This window comes from Methylocystis sp. Uni0008, assembly GCF_056838045.1.
In genome coordinates, this window is record NZ_CM166370.1 from 576,878 (window position 1) to 598,608 (window position 21,731).

General features: G+C 64.6%; 22 protein-coding genes. 6 read left to right on the forward strand and 16 right to left on the reverse strand.

All coding sequences use genetic code 11. From position 1 onward, the window contains the following. Positions 1 to 54 precede the first annotated feature (54 nt). The 5 genes from AC0X69_RS02890 to AC0X69_RS02910 form a co-directional block, all read right to left on the reverse strand. Positions 55 to 2,268, reverse strand: a complete 2,214-nt coding sequence (locus tag AC0X69_RS02890; RefSeq protein WP_482611109.1) for a CHASE2 domain-containing protein — start codon at positions 2,266 to 2,268, stop codon at positions 55 to 57. A 66-nt stretch (positions 2,269 to 2,334) separates the two neighbouring features. Further along, a complete protein-coding gene (locus AC0X69_RS02895) occupies positions 2,335 to 3,657 on the reverse strand; it encodes a FecR family protein (RefSeq protein ID WP_482611111.1) in 1,323 nt (440 codons plus the stop codon). Between the two features lie 12 nt (positions 3,658 to 3,669). Then, on the reverse strand, positions 3,670 to 5,025 hold the full coding sequence (locus tag AC0X69_RS02900; RefSeq protein ID WP_482611113.1) for a tetratricopeptide repeat protein: 1,356 nt from the start codon (positions 5,023 to 5,025) through the stop codon (positions 3,670 to 3,672). 267 nt (positions 5,026 to 5,292) lie between these two features. Continuing rightward, a complete protein-coding gene (locus AC0X69_RS02905) occupies positions 5,293 to 5,691 on the reverse strand; it encodes a polysaccharide deacetylase (RefSeq protein ID WP_482611115.1) in 399 nt (132 codons plus the stop codon). A 106-nt stretch (positions 5,692 to 5,797) separates the two neighbouring features. Continuing rightward, a complete protein-coding gene (locus AC0X69_RS02910; RefSeq protein WP_482611117.1) occupies positions 5,798 to 6,487 on the reverse strand; it encodes a Crp/Fnr family transcriptional regulator in 690 nt (229 codons plus the stop codon). 104 nt (positions 6,488 to 6,591) lie between these two features. On the opposite strand from AC0X69_RS02910, the gene AC0X69_RS02915 reads away from it, so the two are divergent. Then, complete coding sequence (locus AC0X69_RS02915; protein ID WP_482611119.1) at positions 6,592 to 7,557, forward strand: endonuclease/exonuclease/phosphatase family protein; 966 nt, start codon at positions 6,592 to 6,594, stop codon at positions 7,555 to 7,557. Positions 7,558 to 7,568: 11 nt separating this feature from the next. Here the strand turns inward: AC0X69_RS02915 and AC0X69_RS02920 are convergent, their stop codons facing one another. Continuing rightward, positions 7,569 to 7,889 carry a hypothetical protein gene (locus tag AC0X69_RS02920; RefSeq protein ID WP_482611121.1) on the reverse strand — a complete coding sequence of 107 codons (321 nt, stop codon included), beginning with the start codon at positions 7,887 to 7,889 and terminating at the stop codon, positions 7,569 to 7,571. A 267-nt stretch (positions 7,890 to 8,156) separates the two neighbouring features. Between AC0X69_RS02920 and AC0X69_RS02925 the strand changes: the two genes are divergently transcribed. The 3 genes from AC0X69_RS02925 (at position 8,157) to AC0X69_RS02935 (ending at position 9,711) form a co-directional block, all read left to right on the forward strand. Next, positions 8,157 to 8,759, forward strand: a complete 603-nt coding sequence (locus AC0X69_RS02925; protein WP_482611122.1) for a DUF938 domain-containing protein — start codon at positions 8,157 to 8,159, stop codon at positions 8,757 to 8,759. Positions 8,760 to 8,862: 103 nt separating this feature from the next. Continuing rightward, positions 8,863 to 9,309, forward strand: coding sequence for a four-helix bundle copper-binding protein (locus AC0X69_RS02930; RefSeq protein WP_482611124.1), 447 nt, complete (start codon positions 8,863 to 8,865; stop codon positions 9,307 to 9,309). 30 nt (positions 9,310 to 9,339) lie between these two features. Continuing rightward, positions 9,340 to 9,711, forward strand: a complete 372-nt coding sequence (locus AC0X69_RS02935) for a copper-binding protein (RefSeq protein WP_482611126.1) — start codon at positions 9,340 to 9,342, stop codon at positions 9,709 to 9,711. Between the two features lie 9 nt (positions 9,712 to 9,720). On the opposite strand, the gene AC0X69_RS02940 is transcribed toward AC0X69_RS02935, so the two are convergent. Then, complete coding sequence (locus AC0X69_RS02940; RefSeq protein WP_482611128.1) at positions 9,721 to 10,755, reverse strand: M14 family metallopeptidase; 1,035 nt, start codon at positions 10,753 to 10,755, stop codon at positions 9,721 to 9,723. After that, on the reverse strand, positions 10,752 to 12,152 hold the full coding sequence (locus AC0X69_RS02945; RefSeq protein ID WP_482611130.1) for a glutamate-cysteine ligase family protein: 1,401 nt from the start codon (positions 12,150 to 12,152) through the stop codon (positions 10,752 to 10,754). The genes AC0X69_RS02940 and AC0X69_RS02945 overlap by 4 nt, the downstream gene beginning before the upstream one ends. Before the next feature lie 211 nt (positions 12,153 to 12,363). On the opposite strand from AC0X69_RS02945, the gene AC0X69_RS02950 reads away from it, so the two are divergent. Beyond that, positions 12,364 to 13,230 (forward strand): D-amino-acid transaminase, encoded by an 867-nt coding sequence (locus tag AC0X69_RS02950; RefSeq protein WP_482611132.1) that lies wholly within the window; start codon positions 12,364 to 12,366, stop codon positions 13,228 to 13,230. A 2-nt stretch (positions 13,231 to 13,232) separates the two neighbouring features. Here AC0X69_RS02950 and AC0X69_RS02955 read toward each other — a convergent pair whose 3' ends face one another. Further along, positions 13,233 to 13,892 carry a DUF6629 family protein gene (locus AC0X69_RS02955; protein ID WP_482611134.1) on the reverse strand — a complete coding sequence of 220 codons (660 nt, stop codon included), beginning with the start codon at positions 13,890 to 13,892 and terminating at the stop codon, positions 13,233 to 13,235. A gap of 164 nt (positions 13,893 to 14,056) precedes the next feature. Between AC0X69_RS02955 and AC0X69_RS02960 the strand changes: the two genes are divergently transcribed. Then, the gene (locus tag AC0X69_RS02960) at positions 14,057 to 14,230 is read left to right on the forward strand and encodes a DUF1328 domain-containing protein (RefSeq protein ID WP_482611136.1); all 174 of its coding nucleotides are present in this window, start codon (positions 14,057 to 14,059) and stop codon (positions 14,228 to 14,230) included. Between the two features lie 89 nt (positions 14,231 to 14,319). Here AC0X69_RS02960 and AC0X69_RS02965 read toward each other — a convergent pair whose 3' ends face one another. The 7 genes from AC0X69_RS02965 to ribH form a co-directional block, all read right to left on the reverse strand. Then, positions 14,320 to 16,353 carry an NAD(+) synthase gene (locus AC0X69_RS02965; RefSeq protein WP_482611138.1) on the reverse strand — a complete coding sequence of 678 codons (2,034 nt, stop codon included), beginning with the start codon at positions 16,351 to 16,353 and terminating at the stop codon, positions 14,320 to 14,322. Between the two features lie 139 nt (positions 16,354 to 16,492). Next, positions 16,493 to 16,873 carry a type II toxin-antitoxin system death-on-curing family toxin gene (locus AC0X69_RS02970; protein ID WP_482611140.1) on the reverse strand — a complete coding sequence of 127 codons (381 nt, stop codon included), beginning with the start codon at positions 16,871 to 16,873 and terminating at the stop codon, positions 16,493 to 16,495. Then, positions 16,870 to 17,097: a hypothetical protein gene (locus tag AC0X69_RS02975; RefSeq protein WP_482611142.1), complete on the reverse strand. Its 228-nt coding sequence runs from the start codon at positions 17,095 to 17,097 to the stop codon at positions 16,870 to 16,872. Before AC0X69_RS02975 ends, AC0X69_RS02970 begins: the two co-directional genes overlap by 4 nt. A 101-nt stretch (positions 17,098 to 17,198) precedes the next feature. Beyond that, positions 17,199 to 19,379 (reverse strand): sodium-translocating pyrophosphatase, encoded by a 2,181-nt coding sequence (locus AC0X69_RS02980; protein ID WP_482611144.1) that lies wholly within the window; start codon positions 19,377 to 19,379, stop codon positions 17,199 to 17,201. Positions 19,380 to 19,563: 184 nt separating this feature from the next. After that, positions 19,564 to 20,511: a thiamine-phosphate kinase gene (gene thiL / locus AC0X69_RS02985; RefSeq protein ID WP_482611146.1), complete on the reverse strand. Its 948-nt coding sequence runs from the start codon at positions 20,509 to 20,511 to the stop codon at positions 19,564 to 19,566. Between the two features lie 80 nt (positions 20,512 to 20,591). Further along, positions 20,592 to 21,044, reverse strand: coding sequence for a transcription antitermination factor NusB (gene nusB, locus AC0X69_RS02990; RefSeq protein ID WP_482611148.1), 453 nt, complete (start codon positions 21,042 to 21,044; stop codon positions 20,592 to 20,594). Then, on the reverse strand, positions 21,041 to 21,523 hold the full coding sequence (gene ribH, locus AC0X69_RS02995; protein WP_482611150.1) for a 6,7-dimethyl-8-ribityllumazine synthase: 483 nt from the start codon (positions 21,521 to 21,523) through the stop codon (positions 21,041 to 21,043). The genes nusB and ribH overlap by 4 nt, the downstream gene beginning before the upstream one ends. Positions 21,524 to 21,731: the final 208 nt, after the last annotated feature.

Consider the following 21,731-nt stretch of genomic DNA (forward strand, 5'->3'; position numbering starts at 1 on the left):
ATAAGGGGGCGTGCGAACGCACGGCAGGAAAGCAGTCGCGCTGGGACAAAGACGTCACTTGCTCGAAAGATTCCATACCGAAGACCAGTTATCCTCCAACCCCTCCCTCGCCAGCCCGCGGTAGCGCTCCTCCAAAGCGGCATAGAGCGCGGGCCAAGGCTCGGGAGCCGACCGCGCCAGCGCCGAAGCCCCCTCGGCGGCGGACGCGACCTGGCCCGACTCATACTCGTCGCGCATGAGGTCGTGCGACTTGCGCCAGCGCACATACGAGTCCGAAACCGCCGCCTCGCCGTCGCCGGCGAGGGCGAAAACTTCCGTCGCCTCGCTCTTCCCGACGACCCGGACCCGCCCGAGATCGAGCCAGGCGAAATCGGGGGCGGCGTCGCGCACCGCCCTGGACGCAACGATGTCCGTCTGAAAGGCCTTGCTCGCGCCCTCGAGCCGGGAGGCGAGGTTCACCGTGTCCCCGAGCACCGAATAGTCGAAGCGGCGGATCGACCCCATATTGCCGACGCTGCAAGGGCCGAGATGCAGCCCAAGCCCCATCGCCGCTGGTTGGGCGGCCTGGCCTGAGGCCGCGGCGGCCTCGGCGCGCCGCCTGTTGAGGCCCACAAGCGCTTCGCGCATCATGAGCGCCGCGCGAACGGCCTTGCGCGGATGGTCGTCGATGTCGAGCGGCGCGTTCCAGAAGGCGAGCACCGCGTCGCCCATATATTTGTCGACCGTGCCCTCCTGTTCGAGGATCGCGTCCGTCATCGGGGTCAGATAGTCGTTCATGAACTGCGTGAGTTCGCGCGCGCTCATGCCTTCCGAGATCCTTGAGAAATTCCGCAGATCGGAAAACAGCACGGTGAGTTCGCGCGTCTCGCCGCCGAGCACCAGCCGGTCCGGATGTTCGGCGAGCCGATCGACGACGGCGGGCGCGACGAATTTGCCGAAGGCCTGACGCACGTGGCGGCGCGCCGATGTCTCCGCGCGCCAGAGAGTCACCGCGCCGAAGAGATAGCCGCCGATGATCGCGAGGCTCGGATAGGAAGGGTCGAGCAGCACGCCTCGGCGATCGAAGAGATAGAATGCTCCGGCGAAAAGCCCGGCGACCGCGAGCGGCGCCGCAGCCGCGGAGACGAGCGGCGGGGCGATGAACAGCAGCCCCATGACTAACAGGAAGGCCAGCGCGGCGACGACGAACTCCAGTCCGGGCGCCCAGTCGGGGCGCGCGAGGAGCGACCCCGATGCGATCGATTCGACGATCTGCGCATGCACATCAACGCCGGGAACGACCGGCTCCAGCGGCGTCGCGCGCACGTCGCCGAGCCCCGTCGCCAGGGCGCCGACGAAGATGATTCGGCCTTCGATCTGGTCCCGCCCCACGCGCCCCTCGAGCACGTCCTTCACCGAGAGGTCTCGCGCGGCGGCGCTATGCGAATAGCGCGGCCGAACCTCTGCGTTGGGACCGGTCACAACTTCGAAGGCGCCGACCTTGATGGCGTTCACGCCCGTCTGCTTGCCGAACGCCGTTTGCCCGCTGGCGTTCGAGGAGCGGATGACGATCGACGGCTCGCCCTGCGCGACGCGCAGGGTTTCGAGCGCCAGGGACGGCACGAGAACGTCGCCGGCGCGCGTCACCAGCGGAACACGGCGGACGATCTGGTCGTGGTCCGGCAGCCAGTTCGTGGCGCCCAGTCCCTGCGCGGCTTGCGCGAGCCTTGGCTCGGGGCCGACCGCTCCGGCGAAGGAAACCAGAAACGGCGCGGGATCGTCGCCGGCGGTGACGATTCCCGACTTGGTCGGCGGCGGCGCGGCGACAGCGTCGGTCAGCGTCACGCCGAGCGTCGCCGGCGTCTGCGCGAGCGCTTGCGCCAGAACTTGATCGCCGCTCGGAGTCTTGGCGACGAGCTTCGCCACTTCGGCGCGCGCCCGCGCATCGGGTATCGCGTCGAGCAGCTGGGAGGCTCCGGCGCGGTCCGCCTCCGCGAAGATGAAGTCGAACGCGATTGACGCGGCGCCCAATTCGCGCAGCCGGTTGACGAGTTCGGCGAGCCGCGCGCGGGGCCAAGGCCATTGCCCATATGCGCCGAGACTTTTCTCGTCGACGCCGACAACCCGGGTCGGCGCCTCCGGATCATAGGCGCGCGGCGCGAGACGCTGAAACGTATCGAAGACGAAGTTGCGCAGATCGTCGAGCGCCCGAGGCTGAATCACGCCCCAGGGAAAAATGAGAGCCGCAGCGGCGACAAGCGCGAGAAGATAGGCGCGACGCCGCTTCACTTGCTAACCCCGTATGACGGTCACGCCGCCGCAGCGGCGTTTGGCCAAGAAGGCGACGCCGCAGAACTAATGCCCGGGTCCATCGAGCGCAACGGGCCCGCCTTCGTGACCGCTGCTTCCGTGGCCACTACTTCCGTGACTCCCCTGGCTGCCCTCGGAGCCGCCGTATTGGCCGCCGCCTTCGCCGCCTTCGTAGCCGCCGCCATGACTGCCCTCTGAGCCGCCGCCGTATTGGCCGCCGCCCTCGCCGCCTTCGTATCCGCCGCCATGACTTCCTTCGCCGCCATGATCGCCGCCATGACCTCCTTCGCCATGGGCGCCGCCATAGTTGCCGCCGTGGCCGCCTTCACCGCCCTCATAGCCGCCGCCGTGGCCGCCCTCGCCGTGGCCGCCCTCGCCATGACCGCCGCCGTATTCGCCGCCTTCGCCATGGCCGCCATGGCCACCGCCATACCCACCGCCATGGCCGCCCTCGCCATGGCCTCCATGTCCGCCTTCGCCATGGCCGCCGTGGTCGCCGTGGCCGCCATGATCGTGTCCGCCATGATCGCCGCCGCCATGATCGCCGCCGCCGTGGTGGTCGTCATGCCCGCCTTGGCGCGCCGGCGTCGGAAGGGGCGCGGGCTGGTTGTCGACATTGGCGCGGCTCTGCACCAGCGCGTTGCCGAACCACACCGGCCCAAGAGCGTCCAAGCCCGGCGAACTGACGACGTCCGGCGGACGGTCGTTGCCGAGCGCGAGATTCGCCTCGTCGTTTGTCGGCTCGCGTCTGGCGCCGCCGCGCTGCCGTTTTCCGCTCTCCAGCGCCGCGATAATTTCGGCGATGGTTTCCGGCGGCACGAGAAAGGGCTCGGAAACCGGCCCGCCGCTCGGCGCGCAAACGCCGTAACCCGGCCGAGTGAGCGCCTGCCCGCCTACATCGATGAACCCGTATTGATGCACGATGAGCGTGCCGCAGGAACCGCCGATGCGAACCAACGCCGTTCCGCCGCGCACGCCGATCGACGCCGTCGGCGTCCGCAGCCTTGTCCCGCCGTCATGGCTGACGCCGCCGCCGACGAAGCGCATCACGCCCTTCGCCATCGACACGCCCTGCTGGCCGCGCCCCGGCCCGGAATAGACGAAATCGTCAACGGTGACCGCGCTGTTGCGCCCGACAGTCATCGTCGAGGTGTCGTTGAAGACGATCTGGGCGCTGCCATCGGGACTCGTCTCGATACGCTCGCGACGCTGCACGCCAAGCCCCACCGAGAGCGAGCGCTTCGCCGCGCCCGGGGGCGTGCCATGCGCGGACTGATTGACCGCGCCGACATTGCCGACATTTTCGGCGAGCGCCGGGCTCGCGACGAGCGCGAGAGCGGTTGTGGCGGCTGCGGAGAGCTTTTTCATCTATGGTCTCCGTCAGAACTTCGCCGTCGGCCCGAAACTGACGGACACGTTCTCGGTCTTGAAATTCGGAATGTTCGAGTCGTTGCGCGCATATTCGACGTTGCCGGCGAAACCGAAATACGCAGTGACCGGCAAGTCGACCATCAGACCGCCGATCCACACCGTATCGCGGCGCGCGACGAAGGGATTGATCACCGGATTGGCGGCGTCGAAGGCAAGATGCGTGAAGCGGCCGTAGGGCGCGATGGTCCATCTGCGCGGAATGATCGCAAATGGCGGATCGAGCTCGTATCGAAGCATCGCCTGAAGGTCGACCTGGTCGGACGACTGCTGCGGATTGCCGGCCCAGGCGCGGGTATAGGCGGCGCGACCTTCGAGCCTCAGATCATTGGTCAGTCTGTATGAGCTGCTCAGGTAGCCGGTGACCACGTCGCCGGTCGCCAGCGTGGAGACTGTCGAATAGGGCGAAAAGCCGAGATAGCCGAGGTAGCCCGGCGACGGATCGACCCAGATCGCGCGCCATTCGGCGCCCGGCTCGAACCAAAGGTCCGGTGTGAGTTCGGCGCCGAAACTCATGCCGGCGCCGCCGGCGTTCAGATAATTGCTGCCGCCGAGCAGCGCCACGGCGCCTGTCACGTAGGGCTTGATCGAGAGGCCTGGATAAAGGTCCGGCGCGATATGAATGCGCGGACCGATCGAGCCGGCGAACAGCGCCACGCTGTATTGCGGCAGGCGGAACTGCTGCGTGGCGTAGCCGGTCACCCGCGTCTCCAGCTGATCGCCGCGCGCATTCTGGAAATCGAGGTCATGCGCGGCCTGCACCAGCTGGAAACTGTTGACGTCGCCCTTGCGCGAAGCGGCCGAAGCGACGCCGACGCCGCCGACCTGGAACAGATTGTTGGTCGGGAAGAAGTTCGCGTTCGACTGCGCCCGCAGACCGACATGCATCCGCAGATAGAGCCGGCTCGCCTGAGTGCGCTTTTCGATGTCGGGCAGCTGCGCTTCGATCTGCGCGAGCTGAACCGGATCGAGGCCGCCTTCGGCGACCGCCTTGCGCAAATGCTGCGCCGACAGTTCATAGGCGCCGAGCCGCGCGTAGAGGAAGCCGAGCTCCTTTCGTGCGCGCGACAGATTCGGGTTGAACATCAGGAGACGCTCGAGCGCGCCTATTCCCGCCTCGTAGTCGCGCAGCTCCGTCGAAAGCAGGACGTAGCGATAGGTCGCATCATAGTCGGTCGGATTATGCTGAATGTAGGCCGCGAGGCGCTGCTGTTCGGCGCGCGGGTCTTGCGCCAGAGCCGGACCAAATAGCGTAAATGCGGCGAACAATGCGCCTGCAAGCCTCGACGCCGCTCTAAATGCGAACATAAATGGCAAGCTCCCGTAAAGGATCGGAAAACCGGCGACCGAAGCCCTGACCGTCAGCTGGAGCGGAAGCTGACTCATGTCGCCTGGAGTGGCAAGCTTGCGTCGCTCTCAGGCGTCGGTCGGAAAAACAACACGCCGAAGCGTGATTGTCTCGATTTAGGGCTATGCAGCAAAGGCTTACGGCCTGTCTGACGTGCCCTTGGGCTGCGCGTGGCCGGCAAAACAAATTCGCGGGTGTTGCCCTGAAACCACAGCGGCCACGCCGCATTAACGCCGCAGGCCGCCATCGAAGAGAGAGATCACTTCGCCGACTTGCGAGGACTGCTGCGCGACGACAGTCGGAACCACGCCTCTGCGCCAGCGCGCGGAAAAGGCGCGGCGGCGTGGACGGGCGAGAGTGCGGGATTCGTCGCATGAGGCGCTCGGCGCGAGGAGCCAGCGCAGCACGATCAGCAGGTCGGCGGCGCGCCGAGACGCGCCGATTTCCACCGCGCTGCGAATGTCCGCGACTACGCGCCGGCGCGCCGCGTCAAGCGAGACGGCGCGACGATAGCGCGCCAGCATTCGATGATGCTTGTCGCTCGGGCTCACGCCCAGGATGAGTTCGTGACCGCGCAGCCCCGCCACCTCGGCGCAACGCTCGATCGGCGTGAGTTCGGGAATCATTTGGCTTCTCCCAATCGCTTCCTCTGCCGAGGCCTTTGCCCCTTATCGGCAGCATAGCGATGGTAGCGCCCGGATCCTCATCCGTTTGTGCGAGAACGCACACAGGTCATTCGGCTTCGTTGAGCGCTTCCTGAACGCGCTTTTCCAGAACGGCCGGGCGCAGCAGCACGAGGCCGCCGCGAATTTTTTCGGCAAGTCCTTCGTCGATCATCGCCGAGAGTTCGCGGCTCACCTGTTCCCGCCGACAGCCGATTCGCGCGGCGAGATCGTGCTGAAACGGCGGCGGCGAAACGATCGACTGCCCCGGCGACCCTTTGCGCGGCGCCGACATGCGCAACAGTTCGGAATAGAGCCGATGCTTCAGGTCAAGCACGGAACGTTCGAAGAGGCGCGTATTCAGCTCCCGCACGCGCGCGGTCAGCAGACGCAGCAGCCGCTCGCAAATCTCCGGCTCGCTGAAAACGATTTCCTTGAACACGGATGGCGGCACAAGCAATAATTCAGCGTTGGTGAGCGCGGTCACATTCGCGGAGCGCTTCGCCCCGTCGACCGCCGCCATTTCGCCGAAGAACTTGCCCGGCCCGAAGTCTCCGAAAATCATTTCCTTGCCGGCCGCGGTTCGAATCAGCACCCGAACGTCGCCGCTGACGATGAAATAAACGTCGGTGGAAGGATCGTCGAAGTCGAGGACCAGCTCATGCTCGGCGTAGCGCCTGCGCACGCAATGCCGCGCGAACTGCTCGCCGCGCGTGGGGTCAAGACCGGCAAAAAAAGGAATCCCGTCAAACAGGGACACATCGCTCTCCCGAATTGGAAATATTGCCGATACTGCCGCTAAATGTCGACGCCGTCGAGGCGCAATCTGCTGGCGGACGCGAGCTGTTCGGGCGATGATTGCAGATGCAAGCGCTCCGACTCGCGACGTTCAATCTTGAGAATCTCGATTGGCAGGCGACCAAGACCGAGGCATTCGCGCGGCGAACCAGAGCGCTGCGCCCCCTCCTCGATGCGCTCGACGCCGACATATTGTGCCTGCAGGAGATTCATGCGCAGCGGATTCACAACCGCGGGGCGCGGCAGTATATCGCGCTCGATCAGTTGCTCGAAACGACTAGCTACGCGACTTTTTACCGGGCGACGACGGTAAGGCCCGGCGGCGACGGCCCTGCCGACGTGCACAATCTCGCGATCCTGTCGCGATGGCCGATAAAGGCGCAGAGGCAGATCCACCATGACATTGTCGCCCGCTGGGCATGGCCGCCGCCGCGCGAGGCCGACGGCTCCCTGCCTGAGCCGGTGGATATCGTCTGGGACAGACCGCTGCTCTATGTGGCCGTGGAGCTTCCCAACGGCGGCGCGCTCCATGTGATCAATCTGCATTTGCGGGCGCCGCGCGCGATTCCCGTCGCGACGGCTCGGGGCGTGGGATCAAGCCGCGCGCAAATCGAGGGCCAGTTCGTGGCGGCGCTCAAGCGTGAGGGGCAGGCGCTGGAAGCCCGCTTGTTCGCCGAGACGCTGTTCGACGCCGAGCCGGAGGCGCTGATCGCAATCGCCGGCGATTTCAACGCGGATGAGCATGACGCGCCGACCCGGCTTCTGAGGGGCGGCGGAGACGACGTCGCAGCTGGCGCGCGGGTTCTCATCCCCTTGGAAGAACGCGTCGCGCCGGCGCGGCGCTTCACCGTGATTCACGCGGGGCGCCCGATGCTGATCGATCACCTCCTCGCCTCGCAGGCGCTCGCAGCCGCCTGGCGCGAAACGGCGATCCTGAACGAAGGGCTCGCGGACGAAGCCTTTGCGGAGGAATTTATCGAAGGCTCGCTTCACGCGCCCGTCCTGGCGCAGTTTGAGCTTGTCGGCAAATAGGTCTGCCCGCCCTATCGCGAAGCGAACCTTCGCAACTCTTCGGCCAAGGCGCGCGCTTCGTTCCAGTCGAGTTTGATGTCTCCGCGACCTTCCAAAGAAACGACCAGACCGCTTTCTTCGACCCGCGCGTCGAAATCATGATCGCTGGCGATGGGGCTCATATAAATTTGATGGGTGCGCCGATCGCCGTTGGCGACTGACTCGAGGGCGCGCGAGAGGATCGCCGCCTCTTCTTCCGTGAAGCGACGAGGCGGTTGACCCGGAAGGCGCAGCGTCGCCAATGCGACAAACGCGCGATGCTTTGAGGCGACCAGCTCGAAGATTTGCGACATTTCGTACCCCCGTGCAGGTCAAGTGAGAGCCTCAATGCGCCGTCCCGCGGGCGCCTTTCTTGAATGGCGCCTGTCGCCGACCTGCCCTCGTATGCCCATCAAATTTCGTGCCCGGAAACCCACTCTTGCGAAGAACGCAGATCGCGACAGACTGCAGCATCGCGAAGTCGCGACGACATCGTCGGTTTAACTTGCGTCATGAGATTGCGACCGAGAAACATTAGAACATACGCAAGCAGAGTCGCGTGCGCGACCGAGAGAAGCAAAATGAACGACAAGCGACTTTTCGCGCCATCGACCGCGCGCAATCGCCAACCAATTTTCGACGTTCTGCGCAACGTCCTGCCAGCGAAGGGACTTGCGCTGGAGATCGCGAGCGGCGCCGGCGAACACGTCACGTTTTTCGCCGAGCATTTGCCCCATCTGACATTCCGTCCGTCCGACCCGAGCGCCGAGGCGCGCGAGAGCATCGCCGCGTGGATCGCCGCAAGCGGCCTGAGCAACGTGCTTGCGCCGCTTGTGCTAGACGTCGAGGCGTTTCCCTGGCCTGTCGGCGCCGCTGACGCCATCATCTGCATCAACATGATTAACATTTCGCCCTGGAGCGCGACGCAAGCGTTGTTCGAAGGCGCAGGCAGGACTTTGCCTGCTGGAGCGCCGCTCTATCTATACGGACCATACAGGCGCGGCGGCGCGCACACTGCGCCGAGCAACGCCGCGTTCGACGCAAGCCTTCGCGCACGCAACCCCTCATGGGGAATCCGCGATCTCGACGAAGTCGCTGAGGTCGCGCGGGAGAAAGGATTTGGAGAGCCTCAGGTCGTGGAAATGCCGGCCAATAGTCTGAGCGTCATCTTTCGGCGTAGGTAACGCCTACGTCAGTGCGAAGACCTTCGACGGAAAAAGCCGGCGCATAAACGCGCGCTATCAACGTCCGCACTACCCATCAGACTCCCACACGGAGGAAGGAACCATGGAACGTCGCGAATTCATCGCTGTCGGGACTGCAGCCGCGGTCGCGTCCGCCACACAAGCCTTCGCTCAGGCGACGGGCACGGCGCCAGCCGGCGGCGCCGCAATGCAGGATATGCATCCGGCGCTGTACAAAAGTTTGGAAAATGCCAGCATCGAGTGCGTCTCGACCGGCAATGACTGCCTCCGCCACTGCTTCGGCATGTTTGCGATGAAAGACACGAGCATGGCGGAATGCGCTAACGCCGCATTCCAGCTCGTCGCCGCCTGCAATGCGCTCGCGTCGCTCGCCGCGGTCAATTCGTCGCAAGTCGGTCCGCTCGCGAAGACGGTGGCGGTGATTTGCGAGGACTGCAAGAAACAGTGCGACAAGTTCCCGAACATCGCCGAATGCACGGCTTGCGGAAAAGCGTGCCAGAAATGCGCCGACGAATGCCGTAAGGTCTAGCGGTCGGCGAGAGACAGAAAGGGGGCTGCGATGAAAACCAAGCTTTTATCGATGTGGCTCATCGCGGCATGCGCCGCCGTTCCCCCGGGAATTGGCGGCGTTCCCCTTCGCGCGGCGGAGCATGCGCCGCGTGGTTCCGTCGCACAGGCGGAAAAGGCGGAGAAGACAACAGGGCAAGGCGAGGGCGTCGTCAGAGCCATCGACGCCGACGAGCGAAGGCTGATGATCACGCACGGTCCGGTCACGGGAGCGCTGGAAATGTCCGCCATGACGATGGCGTTTCACGTCGCGCCGGGCGTCGATCTCGCGAAACTGTCGAAGGGCATGAAGATCAAATTCACGATCAGCCGCGACGCCAAGGGCCTCTATGTGATCGAGGATGTTCGTCCGGAAACGCCCTAGCGTCGCTCTCTATCCGTCCATGCCGATGCGGTGCATCAGATAACACAGGCAATCCTGCTTCACCGCGCGCGGATCGACGGTCAGCATCGCCGGGATGGCGGGGCGCGCGAGCCTGATCTCGCCGCCTGCGTAATCGAAATAATTGATCGGCTGCGCATCGAATCCGTCGCCCGGCAGGACTTCCAGGCGCGCGCCTTCATCGCCCAAGGCGCCGAATGAGGCGCCCGCACTCAATTCGCTGAAATTGAGATGGTCGATATCGGGACGGAACAAAAAGTCCGCGGGCGTTCCATCGAAGGAGAAGCTCGCGCCGGCCGGCGGCTTCACGATGGCGCAGGTCCGCAGCAGTTCCACGTCGTGAGGCGCCGGCGCATGGTCCGGTAGCTCCGTGATCGAGAGGCAGGCCTCAAGCAATTCGATCGCATGAGCGACGCCTGCGTCGACTCCTGACTTGCCGCACTCAACCGTGATCGCCGGGCAGAGTTCGGCGAAGGCCGCCGCGCAGGTGCCGCGCGGGCGCTGAAAATGCACCACGATGCGGGAAAAAAGCTGCGCCAGCGCGACATATTTCGGTTCAAGCTTGCTGATGCAGCTGTAGTGAGGATTGAACCCCGTGTTGTTGTGGATGTCGACCGCGGCGAAAGCGTCGCGCTTGCCGACATACTCACAGATCCAGCGCGCCATATCGGCGAGCGGATCGTCGGGAAACGCGGTGCCGGGCCACACCCGGTTGAAGTCGCGCTGACCGGGCAGCGTGCGCAGATTCGCCGCCGCCGCTTCGACATTGCCGACGAACAGGATGAGCGAGCGGTTGAGCCCGCGCGCGGCATGACGGCGCAGCACCTCCTGCACGGCGGCGAGTCCGCTCGTTTCGTTGCCATGCAAGAGCGTCGACACGAACAGCGGCTTCGGATCGCGGCCCGGAAGGTCGAACAGGGTCGGTCGCGGCAGGATGTCCTTCAGGCGATTGGCGGGGCAGTCGAGAAATCCGTCGGGCAGCCGGTCAAGCAAGGCGCAGGGCGCGTCGGTCACTGTTCTCCTCATATTTCCCACTGATGGACGGGCGCGCCGCTCCGCTGGCGCTCACAATAGGCCGCCATCAGGCCATAAAGGTCCCCGCCGCGCGCCTCAAGGGCTTTTCGCTGCCACGCCGCCCCGGTCTGGCGCGACTGAACCCGCGCTTCGATGACGTCGAGGAAATCGGCTTCAGCGACGCCCAAGTCACGAAGCCCTGCCCTGGCGTCAGGAATGAGGCGCTCCAGCAGTAGACGATCTGCGGCGATCTCCCCTGCCCCCGGCCATTCGAGTGTCGCGTCGAGGCCAAACCGCGCGGCGGCGTAGAAATTGCGCTTGGCCTCGTTAAAGGTGAGACCGCCGGCGCCGTTGTCTCCGGACATGGCGAGCGCCCGCGCCAGGCCGAGGTAGAGGGCGGCGTTCGCCATCATATCGGTGAAGGTCGGCCCCGCCGGCAGAATCCGGTGCTCCACCCGCAGATGCGGCGCCCCGCTCTCGTCGAAGCCGATCAGCGGCCGATTCCAGCGCCAGATCACCCCATTATGCAGCCGCAGATGGCGCATCGCCTCGGGCGGATCGTCATAGGTCATCGGAAGAAGCGCGTCATAGTCGCGCAAATTCTCCTCGAAGACTTCGATGAGGGAACGCGTCGCATAGCCGGAGCCCATGCAGACGCGCGCCGGCCCCGGCACTTTCACCGCCTGTTCGAACAGCGGTATGCGCGTTTCCTCCCACAGGGCCTTGCCGAAAAGGAAAGGCGCATTGGCGCAGGCGGCGAGAATCGGTCCCGAGGCCGCCGTCGACGCGTTGTAGTAAAGGTGCGCGAGATCCGCCGGAGCTTTCAGATGGATCTGGAATGACGTGGTCGCCGCCTCGAGCATCACGTCGCGATGCACCGAGGCGAGCCGGTCGCGGCCGGCGATGTTGACGTGCAGCGGCTGTCCGCCGCGCAGCCGCAGCACTTCCTGATTGAGCGCATAATAGCGGTTGAGCGGCGACATATTGGCGAGCGTCAGATCGCCGTCACGGATCGTCGGCAGCGTGCCGATCATCACGAGATTGGCGTCGAGCTGATGCGCGACGTCGTTGCACGTCGCCCATAGGTCGGTCAGCGATTTGTGCGCTTGCGTCAGCGCGTCTCCCTGGAGCTGGAAAGGCGAGCAATTCAACTCGAGGTTAAATTGCGACAGCTCCGGCACGACCAGGGGATGATCCAGGGTTTCGAGGACCGCCTGGTTGATCGAGGAAGGCGCGTAATTGTGATCGACGATCCAGGTTTCGATTTCGAAGCCCACCATGTGGCCATCTCGCGAAAACCGGTCCTGCTCGAACAGGCTGCGGGCGATCTGCGTCTCCTGGGCAAGGCGCGCGGCAAACCGCGCCTTATCGGCCGGCGTAAAGCCCGTTGTCTTGATTTCCTCGCCCAAGTGTCCCCCTTCCCGCCGTTAAGCGCAGTTATCCGCTTCCAGAGCGCGCCAGCGCAACGGCGTCCGCGACCAAGGTCGCGACGAGGCTTCAGGCCGATCCGCCGCAAATCACTATGTAGGAGCGTCTATTTTCATCGATAGAGCGGAAAGCGCCGGCGGGACAAGCCGCGAGCGCTGCTGTAGATTGCGCATCCTTCCCCGGGAGCCGCCCTTGTCTGATATCGCTTACGTGAACGGAAGTTACGTTCCCCTCGCCGAGGCGCGCGTGTCGATTCTCGACCGCGGCTTCCTGTTCGCCGATGGCGTTTATGAGGTGGCCGCGGTGATCGGCGGAACGCTGATCGACAATGAAGCGCATCTCGCGCGCCTTGCGCGTTCGCTGCGGGAACTGCGCATCGAGAGTCCGATGCCGATGGCGCGCATCGCGGACATCGAGGCCGAACTCGTCGCGAGAAATGGCGTGCGCGAAGGCCTCATTTATCTCCAGATCACCAGAGGCGCCGCCGACGAACGCGATTTCGGGTTCCCCGCGGGGGCGGCTCCGACGGTCGTCGCCTTCGTTCAGCGGAAAAACATCCTCGTATCGCCCGCCGCGGAAAGCGGCGTGAAAATCCTCTGCGTTCCCGACCTGCGTTGGGCCCGACGCGACATCAAGAGCACCGCGCTTCTCGCTCAGGTGCTGGCGAAGCAAGCGGCTCTCGAAGCCGGCTGCCAGGAGGCCTGGATGGTCGGCCAGGACGGCCTCGTGACCGAAGGCTCTTCCTCGACCGCTTTCATTCTCACCGCGGCGGGCGTGCTCGTCACGCGTGCGAACTCCGCCGCGATTCTTCCCGGCTGCACGCGAAGCGCCGTGCAAATGCTCGCCGAGCGCGAAGGGTTCGCCATCGAAGAGCGCGGCTTCTCCGTCGCCGAGGCGTATGACGCAAGGGAAGCCTTTCTCACGAGCGCCTCCAACCTCGTGCTGCCGATCGTCTCAATCGACGGCCGCACCATCGGGTCCGGCGCGCCGGGCGAGACGAGCCGACTGCTGCGCAAGCGCTATATCGAGTGGGCCACCAATGAGGCGCATAGCGTCTAGCGCTACGCTTCGACCTCGTCGAAATCGGAAGTGCTCTCCTCCTCGATCGCCAGGGCGATGACGAGGCTGAACACCGCGGCCGCGAGACACCAGACGGAATACCAGGCCGGACGATTGGCGGCGAGCGCGAGAAAGAACGTCGACAGCACCGCTAAGCCGAACACGTTGATCGCGCGGCGCTCGCTGAAGACGAGCGGCGTCACGGTTAGAACGAGATAAAGAAAATCGGCCATGAGCGGCGGGCGCTCGAACAGCGGGTCGTAGGCAAGCGAATGCCGATACACCGAGAGGTCGATGCCATCGGCCCCGGCAAGCTTCGCGATCAGATAAGCGGCGAGAACAAGCCCTGCGCCGCCCATGGTCCCCCAGACGCGCTTCCGCTCCGGATCGGATTCGGCATAGGCGGCGGCGAACGGCGTGAGCACGGGCCACACCGTGAAGGCGATCAGCGTGTAGAGATAGCGGAAGGGCTGGCCGGCGGAGGAATCGTCGCGCGTGACCCATACCGCCGCCTCGACGAACTGATGCGCCGAGAAGACGAGGGGGAACGCGGCGAAGAACAGCATGCGCCGGTCGTTGCGCAGGGCCTTCGCAACCATGCCGTAGCCCGCCAAACCCAAGCCGAGCCCAGCGGTAATGCTTGCCTCGAGCGAATAGCACATGGCTAAAGGACGTGTGAAGTTAATGCTTTGGTCTATTTTAGCGCTGATTCCGCGCGCGTCGAGACCTGAACAGTGGCGCCGTCGGGTTTGCGGCGCGTTGGCCCTTCGGAACATGTTCGCAGCAGACGCGTTCTAGGACGAGAGTTCATAAGCGGAGGTAGAAAATGGGCAACCTTTTGTATTGGGCCGTCGTGTTTCTGGTCGTCGCTCTCATCGCAGCCTTTTTGGGCTTCGGGGGCGTCGCCGGCGTAGCGGTCGAAGGCGCGCGCATTTTGTTCTGGGTCGCGCTGGTGCTGCTCGTCGTTTCAGTCGTGCTCGGTCTCGTCCGACGCGCCTGACTGGAACGCGGTTTCGCACAACGAACGTCGAGTGAGTTCATGAGCCGACCGCTTCACGAAAGCGGCCGGCTCGTTTCGTTATGACGGCGTCAAGGAATATCGTCGAGCGAGCTGACCCAGGCGTCTGCGACGGAGTCCGATGGCGCCCGCCAGTCTCCACGGGGAGACAGCGATCCTCCCGAACTCACTTTCGGTCCGTTAGGAAGCGCCGACCGTTTGAACTGGCTTCCTTCGAAGAAGCGCTTAACGAAAACGGAAAGCCAGTGCTTGATGGTGGAGAGGTCGTACTCGACCTTATCCTCTTCGGACACCCCCGCAGGCCACGATCCAGCAGCTGCGTGTCGCCACGCCCGCCAGGTGAGGAAGGCGATTTTCGCAGGCGCGAATCCGTAGCGGGTTGCGTAGTAGAGATTGAAGTCCTGCAGCGCATAGGGCCCGACTGTCGCCTCGGTGCGCTGCGCCGTCTCGCCGGGCACGAGCTCCGGCGAGATTTCAGTCGCCAGAATGTCCTCGAGCACGGCGACTGTTTCCGCGCCGAAGCGGGCGTCGCGCGCGCACCAGCGGATGAGGTGCTGGATCAGCGTCTTGGGGACCGAGGCGTTGACGTTGTAATGCGACATCTGATCGCCGACGCCGTACGTGCACCAACCAAGCGCCAGTTCGGAGAGATCGCCGGTGCCGATGACCAGCGCGTTATGGCGGTTGGCGAGCCGAAACAGCAGCGAGGTGCGTGCGCCCGCCTGCACATTCTCGTAAGTCGCGTCATATGCCGCCTCGCCACGCGCCGCGGGATGATCGATATCGATGAGCATCTGCTTGCAGGCCGCAGCGACGTCGATCTCTTGCGCTGTAACGCCGAGCGCGCGCATCAGCCGCCAGGCGTTCGACTTCGTGCGTTCGCTGGTGGCGAAGGCCGGCAGCGTGAATCCGAGCACATTCTCGCGCGGCAGGCCGAGCGCATCCATGGCCGTCACGGCGACGAGCAGCGCCTGGGTCGAATCCAGTCCGCCCGAGACGCCGATCACCACCTTCTTGATCTTCGTGGCGCGCAATCGTTGCTCGAGACCATGCGACTGGATGTTGAACGCCTCGAAACACAGTTCGGCAAGTCGCGTCTCGTCAGCCGGCACGAAGGGAAAACGCCCGACCTCGCGCAAGAATCCAAGGTCGCGGTCGCATGGTGCGGCGAGTTCAAAGGGAATACGGCGATACTGGGTCGCGCCTTGTTCGACGTCGGCGCAGGCCCCAAACGTTCCTTGCCGCATCCGCTCGGCAAGCAGACGGCCGATGTCGATATCGGCGAGAGTCAGCTGCGGCTCGTCGGAAAAGCGCGGCGCCTTGGCGAGAACATCGCCCTTCTCGCAGATCAGCGCTTCTCCATCCCAGGCAAGATCCGTCGTCGATTCCCCCTGCCCCGCCGCTGAATAAAGATATGCGGAAATGCAGCGCGCCGAATGCGCGGCGCAGAGCGTCTCGCGATAATCCGACTTTCCGACGATGGCGTTGGAGGCGGAGAGATTGAGCAACACCGTGGCGCCCGCGAGCGCTGCGCGCGAAGACGGCGGGATCGGAACCCATACGTCCTCGCAAATCTCCATGTGGATCACGAGCCCGCGGAAATCCGTCGCTTCGAGAAGCGTGTCGGAGCCGAAGGGCGCGTATTGTCCGGCGATCTCGATGTCCTCGCCCGAGATGAAAGCGCCTGAGGCGAAGTGGCGCTGCTCATAAAACTCGCGATAATTCGGCAGATACACTTTCGGCGTGACGGCGAGCACGCGGCCGCGCAGGATCGCGACGCCGCAATTGTAAAGGCGGCCGTGATGACGCAGCGGCGCGCCGACGACGATCAGCGGATGAATGCCGCGAGACGCCTCGACGAGTTCGATAAGCGCCGCGTCGACCGCGCCGAGCAGCGCCTCCTGCTGCAAGAGATCGTCGATCGCGTATGAGGACAGCCCCAGTTCGGGAAACAGCACAAGCGATGCGCCGTGGTGATCGGCTTCGCGCGCCAGGTCGATCGTGCGGGCTACGTTAAACGCCGGGTCAGCCACTCGCACATTCGGCGTCGCGACCGCGACGCGGACAAAGCCATGCGTGTGCAGACAGTAGAAAGGATGGGTCATGAAGTCCGCCCGGGCGGCCGAAGGTTCGACTGGAGCGCGTGTGCGCCGCCATAATGCGAGACGTCGGCGGGAAAGTCACATGGCCGGCCCGGCCCAGTGGTCTCGAGGCGTAGGTGGTTGAGTCTTACGTTGAGCGATTTCATCGACAGTTCTGGCGCAACCATGCCTCCAGCGTCTCGAAGCGAAACGCGTCCTTCTCGTAGAGCGTAGAAGCGAAGGTCCACGCTTCGTCGGAGTTCGCGATTAGTGAAATTCCATTGATGGTGAGAAAGGCGAGCATCGCCGCGAAGGCGACGCGCTTGTTCCCGTCGACGAAGGCGTGGTTCTGTGAAAGACTCTCCCATAGTGCAGCCGCTTGCGCGATCTCGTCGGCGTAATAGCCTGTTTGTGGGCGAAACAACGCCGCTTCGAGTTGACCAGGATCACGCACCCCTGCGGCGCCGCCGTATCGTTCGATCAGGTCATTGTGAATGGCGAGTATCTCGGCGACTGTCAGATAGTCGGTGCGCCTGCCGCTCACTTTGCGAGCTTCTCATAAAGATCACCGTAGCGTGGCAGGCTCGATCGATAGGCGTCCATGACGTGACGTCGAGGCTTTGCCTTGCTGCGCTCCTCAACATGCGCCCGCAGCGCGTCCTCGATGACGGATTGAAGCTGCCGACCCTCATCCTTTGCGATCTTCCGGATCTCGGCGAGCAGGTCTTTATCGACCTGCGTGGCGAACTTCTCGCGAACGTGAGTCATGTCGAAAACATATCTAGTTTCATCTTGAAATTTCAAGTTGGCGCTCAAAAAAGAAAGGGCGGGGTCTCCCCCGCCCTCTCAAAACCGCACTAAGCGACGCCTCAATGCGCCAGGATCGCCAGCATCAGCAGCGCCACGATGTTGGTGATCTTGATCGCCGGGTTCACTGCCGGACCGGCGGTGTCCTTATAGGGATCGCCGACCGTGTCGCCGGTCACCGCCGCCTTGTGGGCGTCGGAGCCCTTCTCATGCTTGACCCCGGCTTCGTCGATGAAGCCGTCTTCAAAGGACTTCTTGGCGTTGTCCCAGGCGCCGCCGCCCGACGTCATCGAAATCGCGACGAAGAGGCCGTTGACGATGACGCCCAGCAGCAGCGCGCCCAGCGCCGCGAAGGCGTTGGCCTTGCCGCCGAGAATCCAGGCGACGACGAAGGCGACGATCGGCGCCAGCACCGGCAGCAGCGACGGCACGATCATCTCCTTGATGGCGGCCTGCGTCAGCATATCGACGGCGCGGCCGTAGTCAGGGCGATCCGTCCCAGCCATGATGCCGGGCTTCTCCTTGAACTGCCGGCGCACTTCCACGACGACCGACCCTGCGGCGCGGCCCACCGCCGTCATGGCGATGCCGCCGAAGAGGTAGGGGATGAGGCCGCCGAAGAGGAGGCCCGCCACGACATAGGGGTTGGAGAGATCGAAATTGACCTTTTCGATGCCCTTGAAGAAGGGCACGCCGTCATCGATGAAGTGCTTCAGATCGTTGGTGTAGGCGGCGAAGAGCACCAGCGCGCCGAGGCCGGCGGAGCCGATGGCGTAGCCCTTGGTCACGGCCTTGGTGGTGTTGCCGACGGCGTCGAGCGCATCTGTGTTGCGACGCACTTCCTTCGGCAGACCGGACATTTCGGCGATGCCGCCGGCGTTGTCGGTGACGGGGCCGAAGGCGTCGAGCGCCACGATCATGCCGGCGAGGCCGAGCATCGTCGTCACCGCGATCGCCGTGCCGTAGAGGCCGCCGAGCTCATAGGTGAGAATGATGCCGAGAACGATGACCAGCGCCGGCGCCGCGGTCGATTCCAGCGACACGGCGAGACCCTGGATAACGTTGGTGCCGTGGCCCGTGACCGAAGCCTGCGCGATGGACACAACCGGGCGCTTGCCGGTGCCGGTGTAATATTCGGTGATGTAGACAATGGCGCCGGTGACGATCAGGCCGAGAACGCCCGAGAGGAACAGGCCGTAGCCGTGAATGGCCTCGCCATTGGCCTTGCCGATCTCGCCCCAGCCGACGGTGAAGGTCGTCGCCAGAAACAGGCCCGCGATCGACAGCACGCCCGTTGCGATGAGGCCCTTGTACAGCGCGCCCATGATGGAATCTTCGATGCCGAGCTTCTTGAAATAGGGCGCGGCGAATTTGCCCCACTCGGTATCGTCGTCGCCCATCTTCACGAAGTAGGTGCCGGCGATCGAGGTAAGGATCGAAAGGCCGCCGATCGCGAGCGGATAGATCATCGCCGACGTCAGACCTTCCTGGCCGGCAAAGAAGATCGAGGCGAGCACCATGGTCGCGACGACAGTCACCGCATAGGTCTCGAAGAGGTCGGCCGCCATGCCGGCGCAGTCGCCGACATTGTCGCCGACGTTATCGGCGATCGTGGCCGGATTGCGTGGGTCGTCCTCGGGAATGCCGGCTTCGACCTTGCCGACAAGATCGGCGCCGACGTCCGCGCCCTTGGTGAAGATGCCGCCGCCGAGACGGGCGAAGATCGAGATCAGCGAGCCGCCGAAGCCCAGCGCGACCAGCGCGTCGACGACCGTGCGATCCGAAGGCGCATAGCCGGCGAACCAGGTTAGGATCGCGTAATAAACAGCGACGCCGAGCAGCGCGAGGCCGGCGACGAGAAGTCCGGTGACCGCGCCGGCCTTGAAGGCGATGTCGAGGCCGCCCGCGAGCGATTTGGTCGCCGCCTGCGCCGTGCGGACGTTGGCGCGCACCGAAACGTTCATGCCGATATAGCCGGCGGCGCCGGAAAGCACGGCGCCGAGCATGAAGCCAAAGGCGACGGCCCAGCCGAGCAGCACGACGAGGACGAGAAAGATCACGCCGCCGACCATGGCGATGGTCTTGTATTGGCGGTTGAGATAGGCTTGCGCGCCTTCGGCGACGGCGCCGGAAATTTCCTGCATCCGGGCCGACCCCGGATCGGCCGCGAGCAATTCCTGAGACGTCTTGACGCCGTAAACGACGGACATCAGTCCGAAGACGATGGTTAGAAACAGAACCATTTTGGCTTCGCCTTTTCGTTCTTCGACCGGGGAATGGCCGAATTATTCGCGTCGCCGCGAGCGGATGTCGCAACGAAAAAAGGGATAGCGGCCCCGCCGAGAGAATCGGCGGGGACAGCAGCTTTCCGGCGGGCTTTCTGCCAGAAACGTAGCCGCGCGGCAATGCTGCGCGACGCCCTATTCTTCAGAAGTGTTGGAAGGACAATTTTTTGAAAACGACGGGTTTTTTCTGAATGTCGAGGAAGACCGGCGGCGCGCTTCCCGCCACAATTTCGCCTATCCGGCAGGCGGGCGCCGGAGCCGAAGCGCCAGGCTTCGCGGCAAAGAGGATTTCGTAGTCGTCTCCGCCAGTTATCGCCGCTTCAAACAGCGCGGGATCAATCGCAATGGCCTCCCGCGCCGCCGCCGAAAGCGGCGCTGACGCGAGTTCGACGGCGGCGCTCACGCCGGACGCCCGGCAGAGCTTGGCGAGATCCCCGGCAAGCCCGTCGGAAATGTCCATGGCGGCGGTCGCGTTCGCGGAAAGCCAGGCCGAGAGATCCAGACGCGGCTGCGGCAGCAGGTAGCGCCCGATCAGGTAGTCACGGGCGCCATCGGAGAGACGCCGCGCGAGCGCAGCGTCGCGTCGCAGCGCGAGACCCAGCGCGCCGTCGCCGATCGGCCCCGAGACGAAGATGGAGTCTCCGGATTTTGCGCCGGTGCGCGGCACGAAGCGCGGCGTGCGACCGAGCGCCGTAATCGCAATCGTCAGCGGGCCGGGGGTGGCGGCCGTATCCCCGCCGATGAGCGGTGCGTCATAGGTCCGCGCATCCTCGGCGAGTCCTGCGGCGAAGGCTTCGAGCCAGTCATTCGTCCAGTCGCTCGGCAGCGCCAGGGCCAGCAGAAAGCCGATCGGCTCGGCGCCCTTGCCGGCGAGATCGGAAAGATTGACGCGCAGCGCCTTCCTGGCGATCAACGACGGATCGTCGTGCGCGAAAAAATGCACGCCCGCGACGAGCATGTCGGTCGTGACGACGAGCGGCGCGCTTTCCGGCGCGAGAAGCGCGGCGTCGTCCTTCAGACCGAGCGCCGCGGCGCCGGCGATCGGCGCGAAAACGCGGGCGATGATGTCGTCTTCGCTATAGCGCGGCACAGCCTCGCCTCGTGCTTCACGACGCGAGCTTCGCTCGCTCCTCAGCATGAGGGCGAGGGATGCCCGCCGCCGGCTTTCTGTCAACTCAGCTCTTCGGCGCGCTCCTCATGCGCGATCTTGTCGAGCACGGCGTTGACCATGCCCGACTCGGTCGGACCGAAGAACGCGCCGGCGACGTCGACATATTCCTTGATGGCGACGCGCGCGGGAACATCCTTACGCGACCGCAATTCATAGGCGCCCGCGCGCAGCGCGGCGCGCATGACCGATTCCAGTCGCGACAGCGGCCAGCCGCCGGAAAGCGCGCGGTCGATCTGCCGGTCGATGGCGACCTGATCGGTGAGCACGCCCTGCAGCACGTCGCGAAAGAAAGCGGCGTCGGCCGGCTTATATTGCGCGCCCTCGATCTCGCGCCCAATCCAGTGCGACTCGAATTCCGCGAAAATCTCGTTGAGGCCTTTGCCGGCGACTTCCATCTGATACAGCGCTTGCACGATCGCCAAACGCGCGGCCGAACGTTGCTCGACGCTCATGCGACGCCCCGTTTGAGGCGCACGAGCGCCAGCGCCGCGCGCGCCGCGTCCGCGCCCTTGTTTCCTTGCTTCGGGTCAGCCCGCACGATCGCCTGAGCCTCATTCTCCACAGTGAGCACGCCATTGCCGAGCGGCATACGGCGAGAAACGGAAATATTCGTCAGCGCGCGCGCGCTTTCGTTGGCGACAAGTTCGAAATGATACGTCTCGCCGCGGATGACGCAGCCAAGCGCAACAACGCCGTCATAGGGCGCGCCCGCAAGCTCGGCATCGTCGAGCGCGATCGCGGCCGCCGTGGCGAGCTCCAGCGCGCCAGGAACGTTGATCAATGTCGCCTGCGCCTGAAGCGCGCGCAACGTTTCAAGCGCGCCTTCGCGCAGCAGCGCGACGATTTCGCCGTTGAATTTTGTCGCGACAACGAGAATGCGCGCGCCAGGCACGGGCGCAGCGTCAGCGTCGTCGGGTGCAAAACCTGCCATGGTGACTCCAGGAATGCGCGCAACCCTCTCCCATAGGGAGAGGTCATGGCGGTCGGATGAAGGGCTTCCTCATCCTGAGGAGCGTGCGCAGCACGCGTCTCGAAGGACGAGGAAGCCCGTTTTCGCGTTTTTTCCTCACCCGATCACCCCGTGAGGAAAGGGTGGCTGCAAAACAGCCGGGTGAGGGGCGACGACAAGTTGAGAGTCG

Coding starts and splice junctions, on each gene's coding strand:
- ribH (WP_482611150.1), bottom strand. CDS start 21,523: ATGGCAGGTTTTGCACCCGACGACGCTGACGCTGCGCCCGTGCCTGGC.
- AC0X69_RS02960 (WP_482611136.1), top strand. CDS start 14,057: ATGGGCAACCTTTTGTATTGGGCCGTCGTGTTTCTGGTCGTCGCTCTC.
- AC0X69_RS02955 (WP_482611134.1), bottom strand. CDS start 13,892: ATGTGCTATTCGCTCGAGGCAAGCATTACCGCTGGGCTCGGCTTGGGT.
- AC0X69_RS02905 (WP_482611115.1), bottom strand. CDS start 5,691: ATGATTCCCGAACTCACGCCGATCGAGCGTTGCGCCGAGGTGGCGGGG.
- AC0X69_RS02895 (WP_482611111.1), bottom strand. CDS start 3,657: ATGAAAAAGCTCTCCGCAGCCGCCACAACCGCTCTCGCGCTCGTCGCG.
- AC0X69_RS02980 (WP_482611144.1), bottom strand. CDS start 19,379: ATGGTTCTGTTTCTAACCATCGTCTTCGGACTGATGTCCGTCGTTTAC.
- AC0X69_RS02900 (WP_482611113.1), bottom strand. CDS start 5,025: ATGTTCGCATTTAGAGCGGCGTCGAGGCTTGCAGGCGCATTGTTCGCC.
- AC0X69_RS02920 (WP_482611121.1), bottom strand. CDS start 7,889: ATGTCGCAAATCTTCGAGCTGGTCGCCTCAAAGCATCGCGCGTTTGTC.
- AC0X69_RS02915 (WP_482611119.1), top strand. CDS start 6,592: ATGCAAGCGCTCCGACTCGCGACGTTCAATCTTGAGAATCTCGATTGG.
- nusB (WP_482611148.1), bottom strand. CDS start 21,044: ATGAGCGTCGAGCAACGTTCGGCCGCGCGTTTGGCGATCGTGCAAGCG.
- AC0X69_RS02930 (WP_482611124.1), top strand. CDS start 8,863: ATGGAACGTCGCGAATTCATCGCTGTCGGGACTGCAGCCGCGGTCGCG.
- AC0X69_RS02925 (WP_482611122.1), top strand. CDS start 8,157: ATGAACGACAAGCGACTTTTCGCGCCATCGACCGCGCGCAATCGCCAA.
- AC0X69_RS02940 (WP_482611128.1), bottom strand. CDS start 10,755: ATGAGGAGAACAGTGACCGACGCGCCCTGCGCCTTGCTTGACCGGCTG.
- AC0X69_RS02935 (WP_482611126.1), top strand. CDS start 9,340: ATGAAAACCAAGCTTTTATCGATGTGGCTCATCGCGGCATGCGCCGCC.
- AC0X69_RS02975 (WP_482611142.1), bottom strand. CDS start 17,097: ATGACTCACGTTCGCGAGAAGTTCGCCACGCAGGTCGATAAAGACCTG.
- AC0X69_RS02965 (WP_482611138.1), bottom strand. CDS start 16,353: ATGACCCATCCTTTCTACTGTCTGCACACGCATGGCTTTGTCCGCGTC.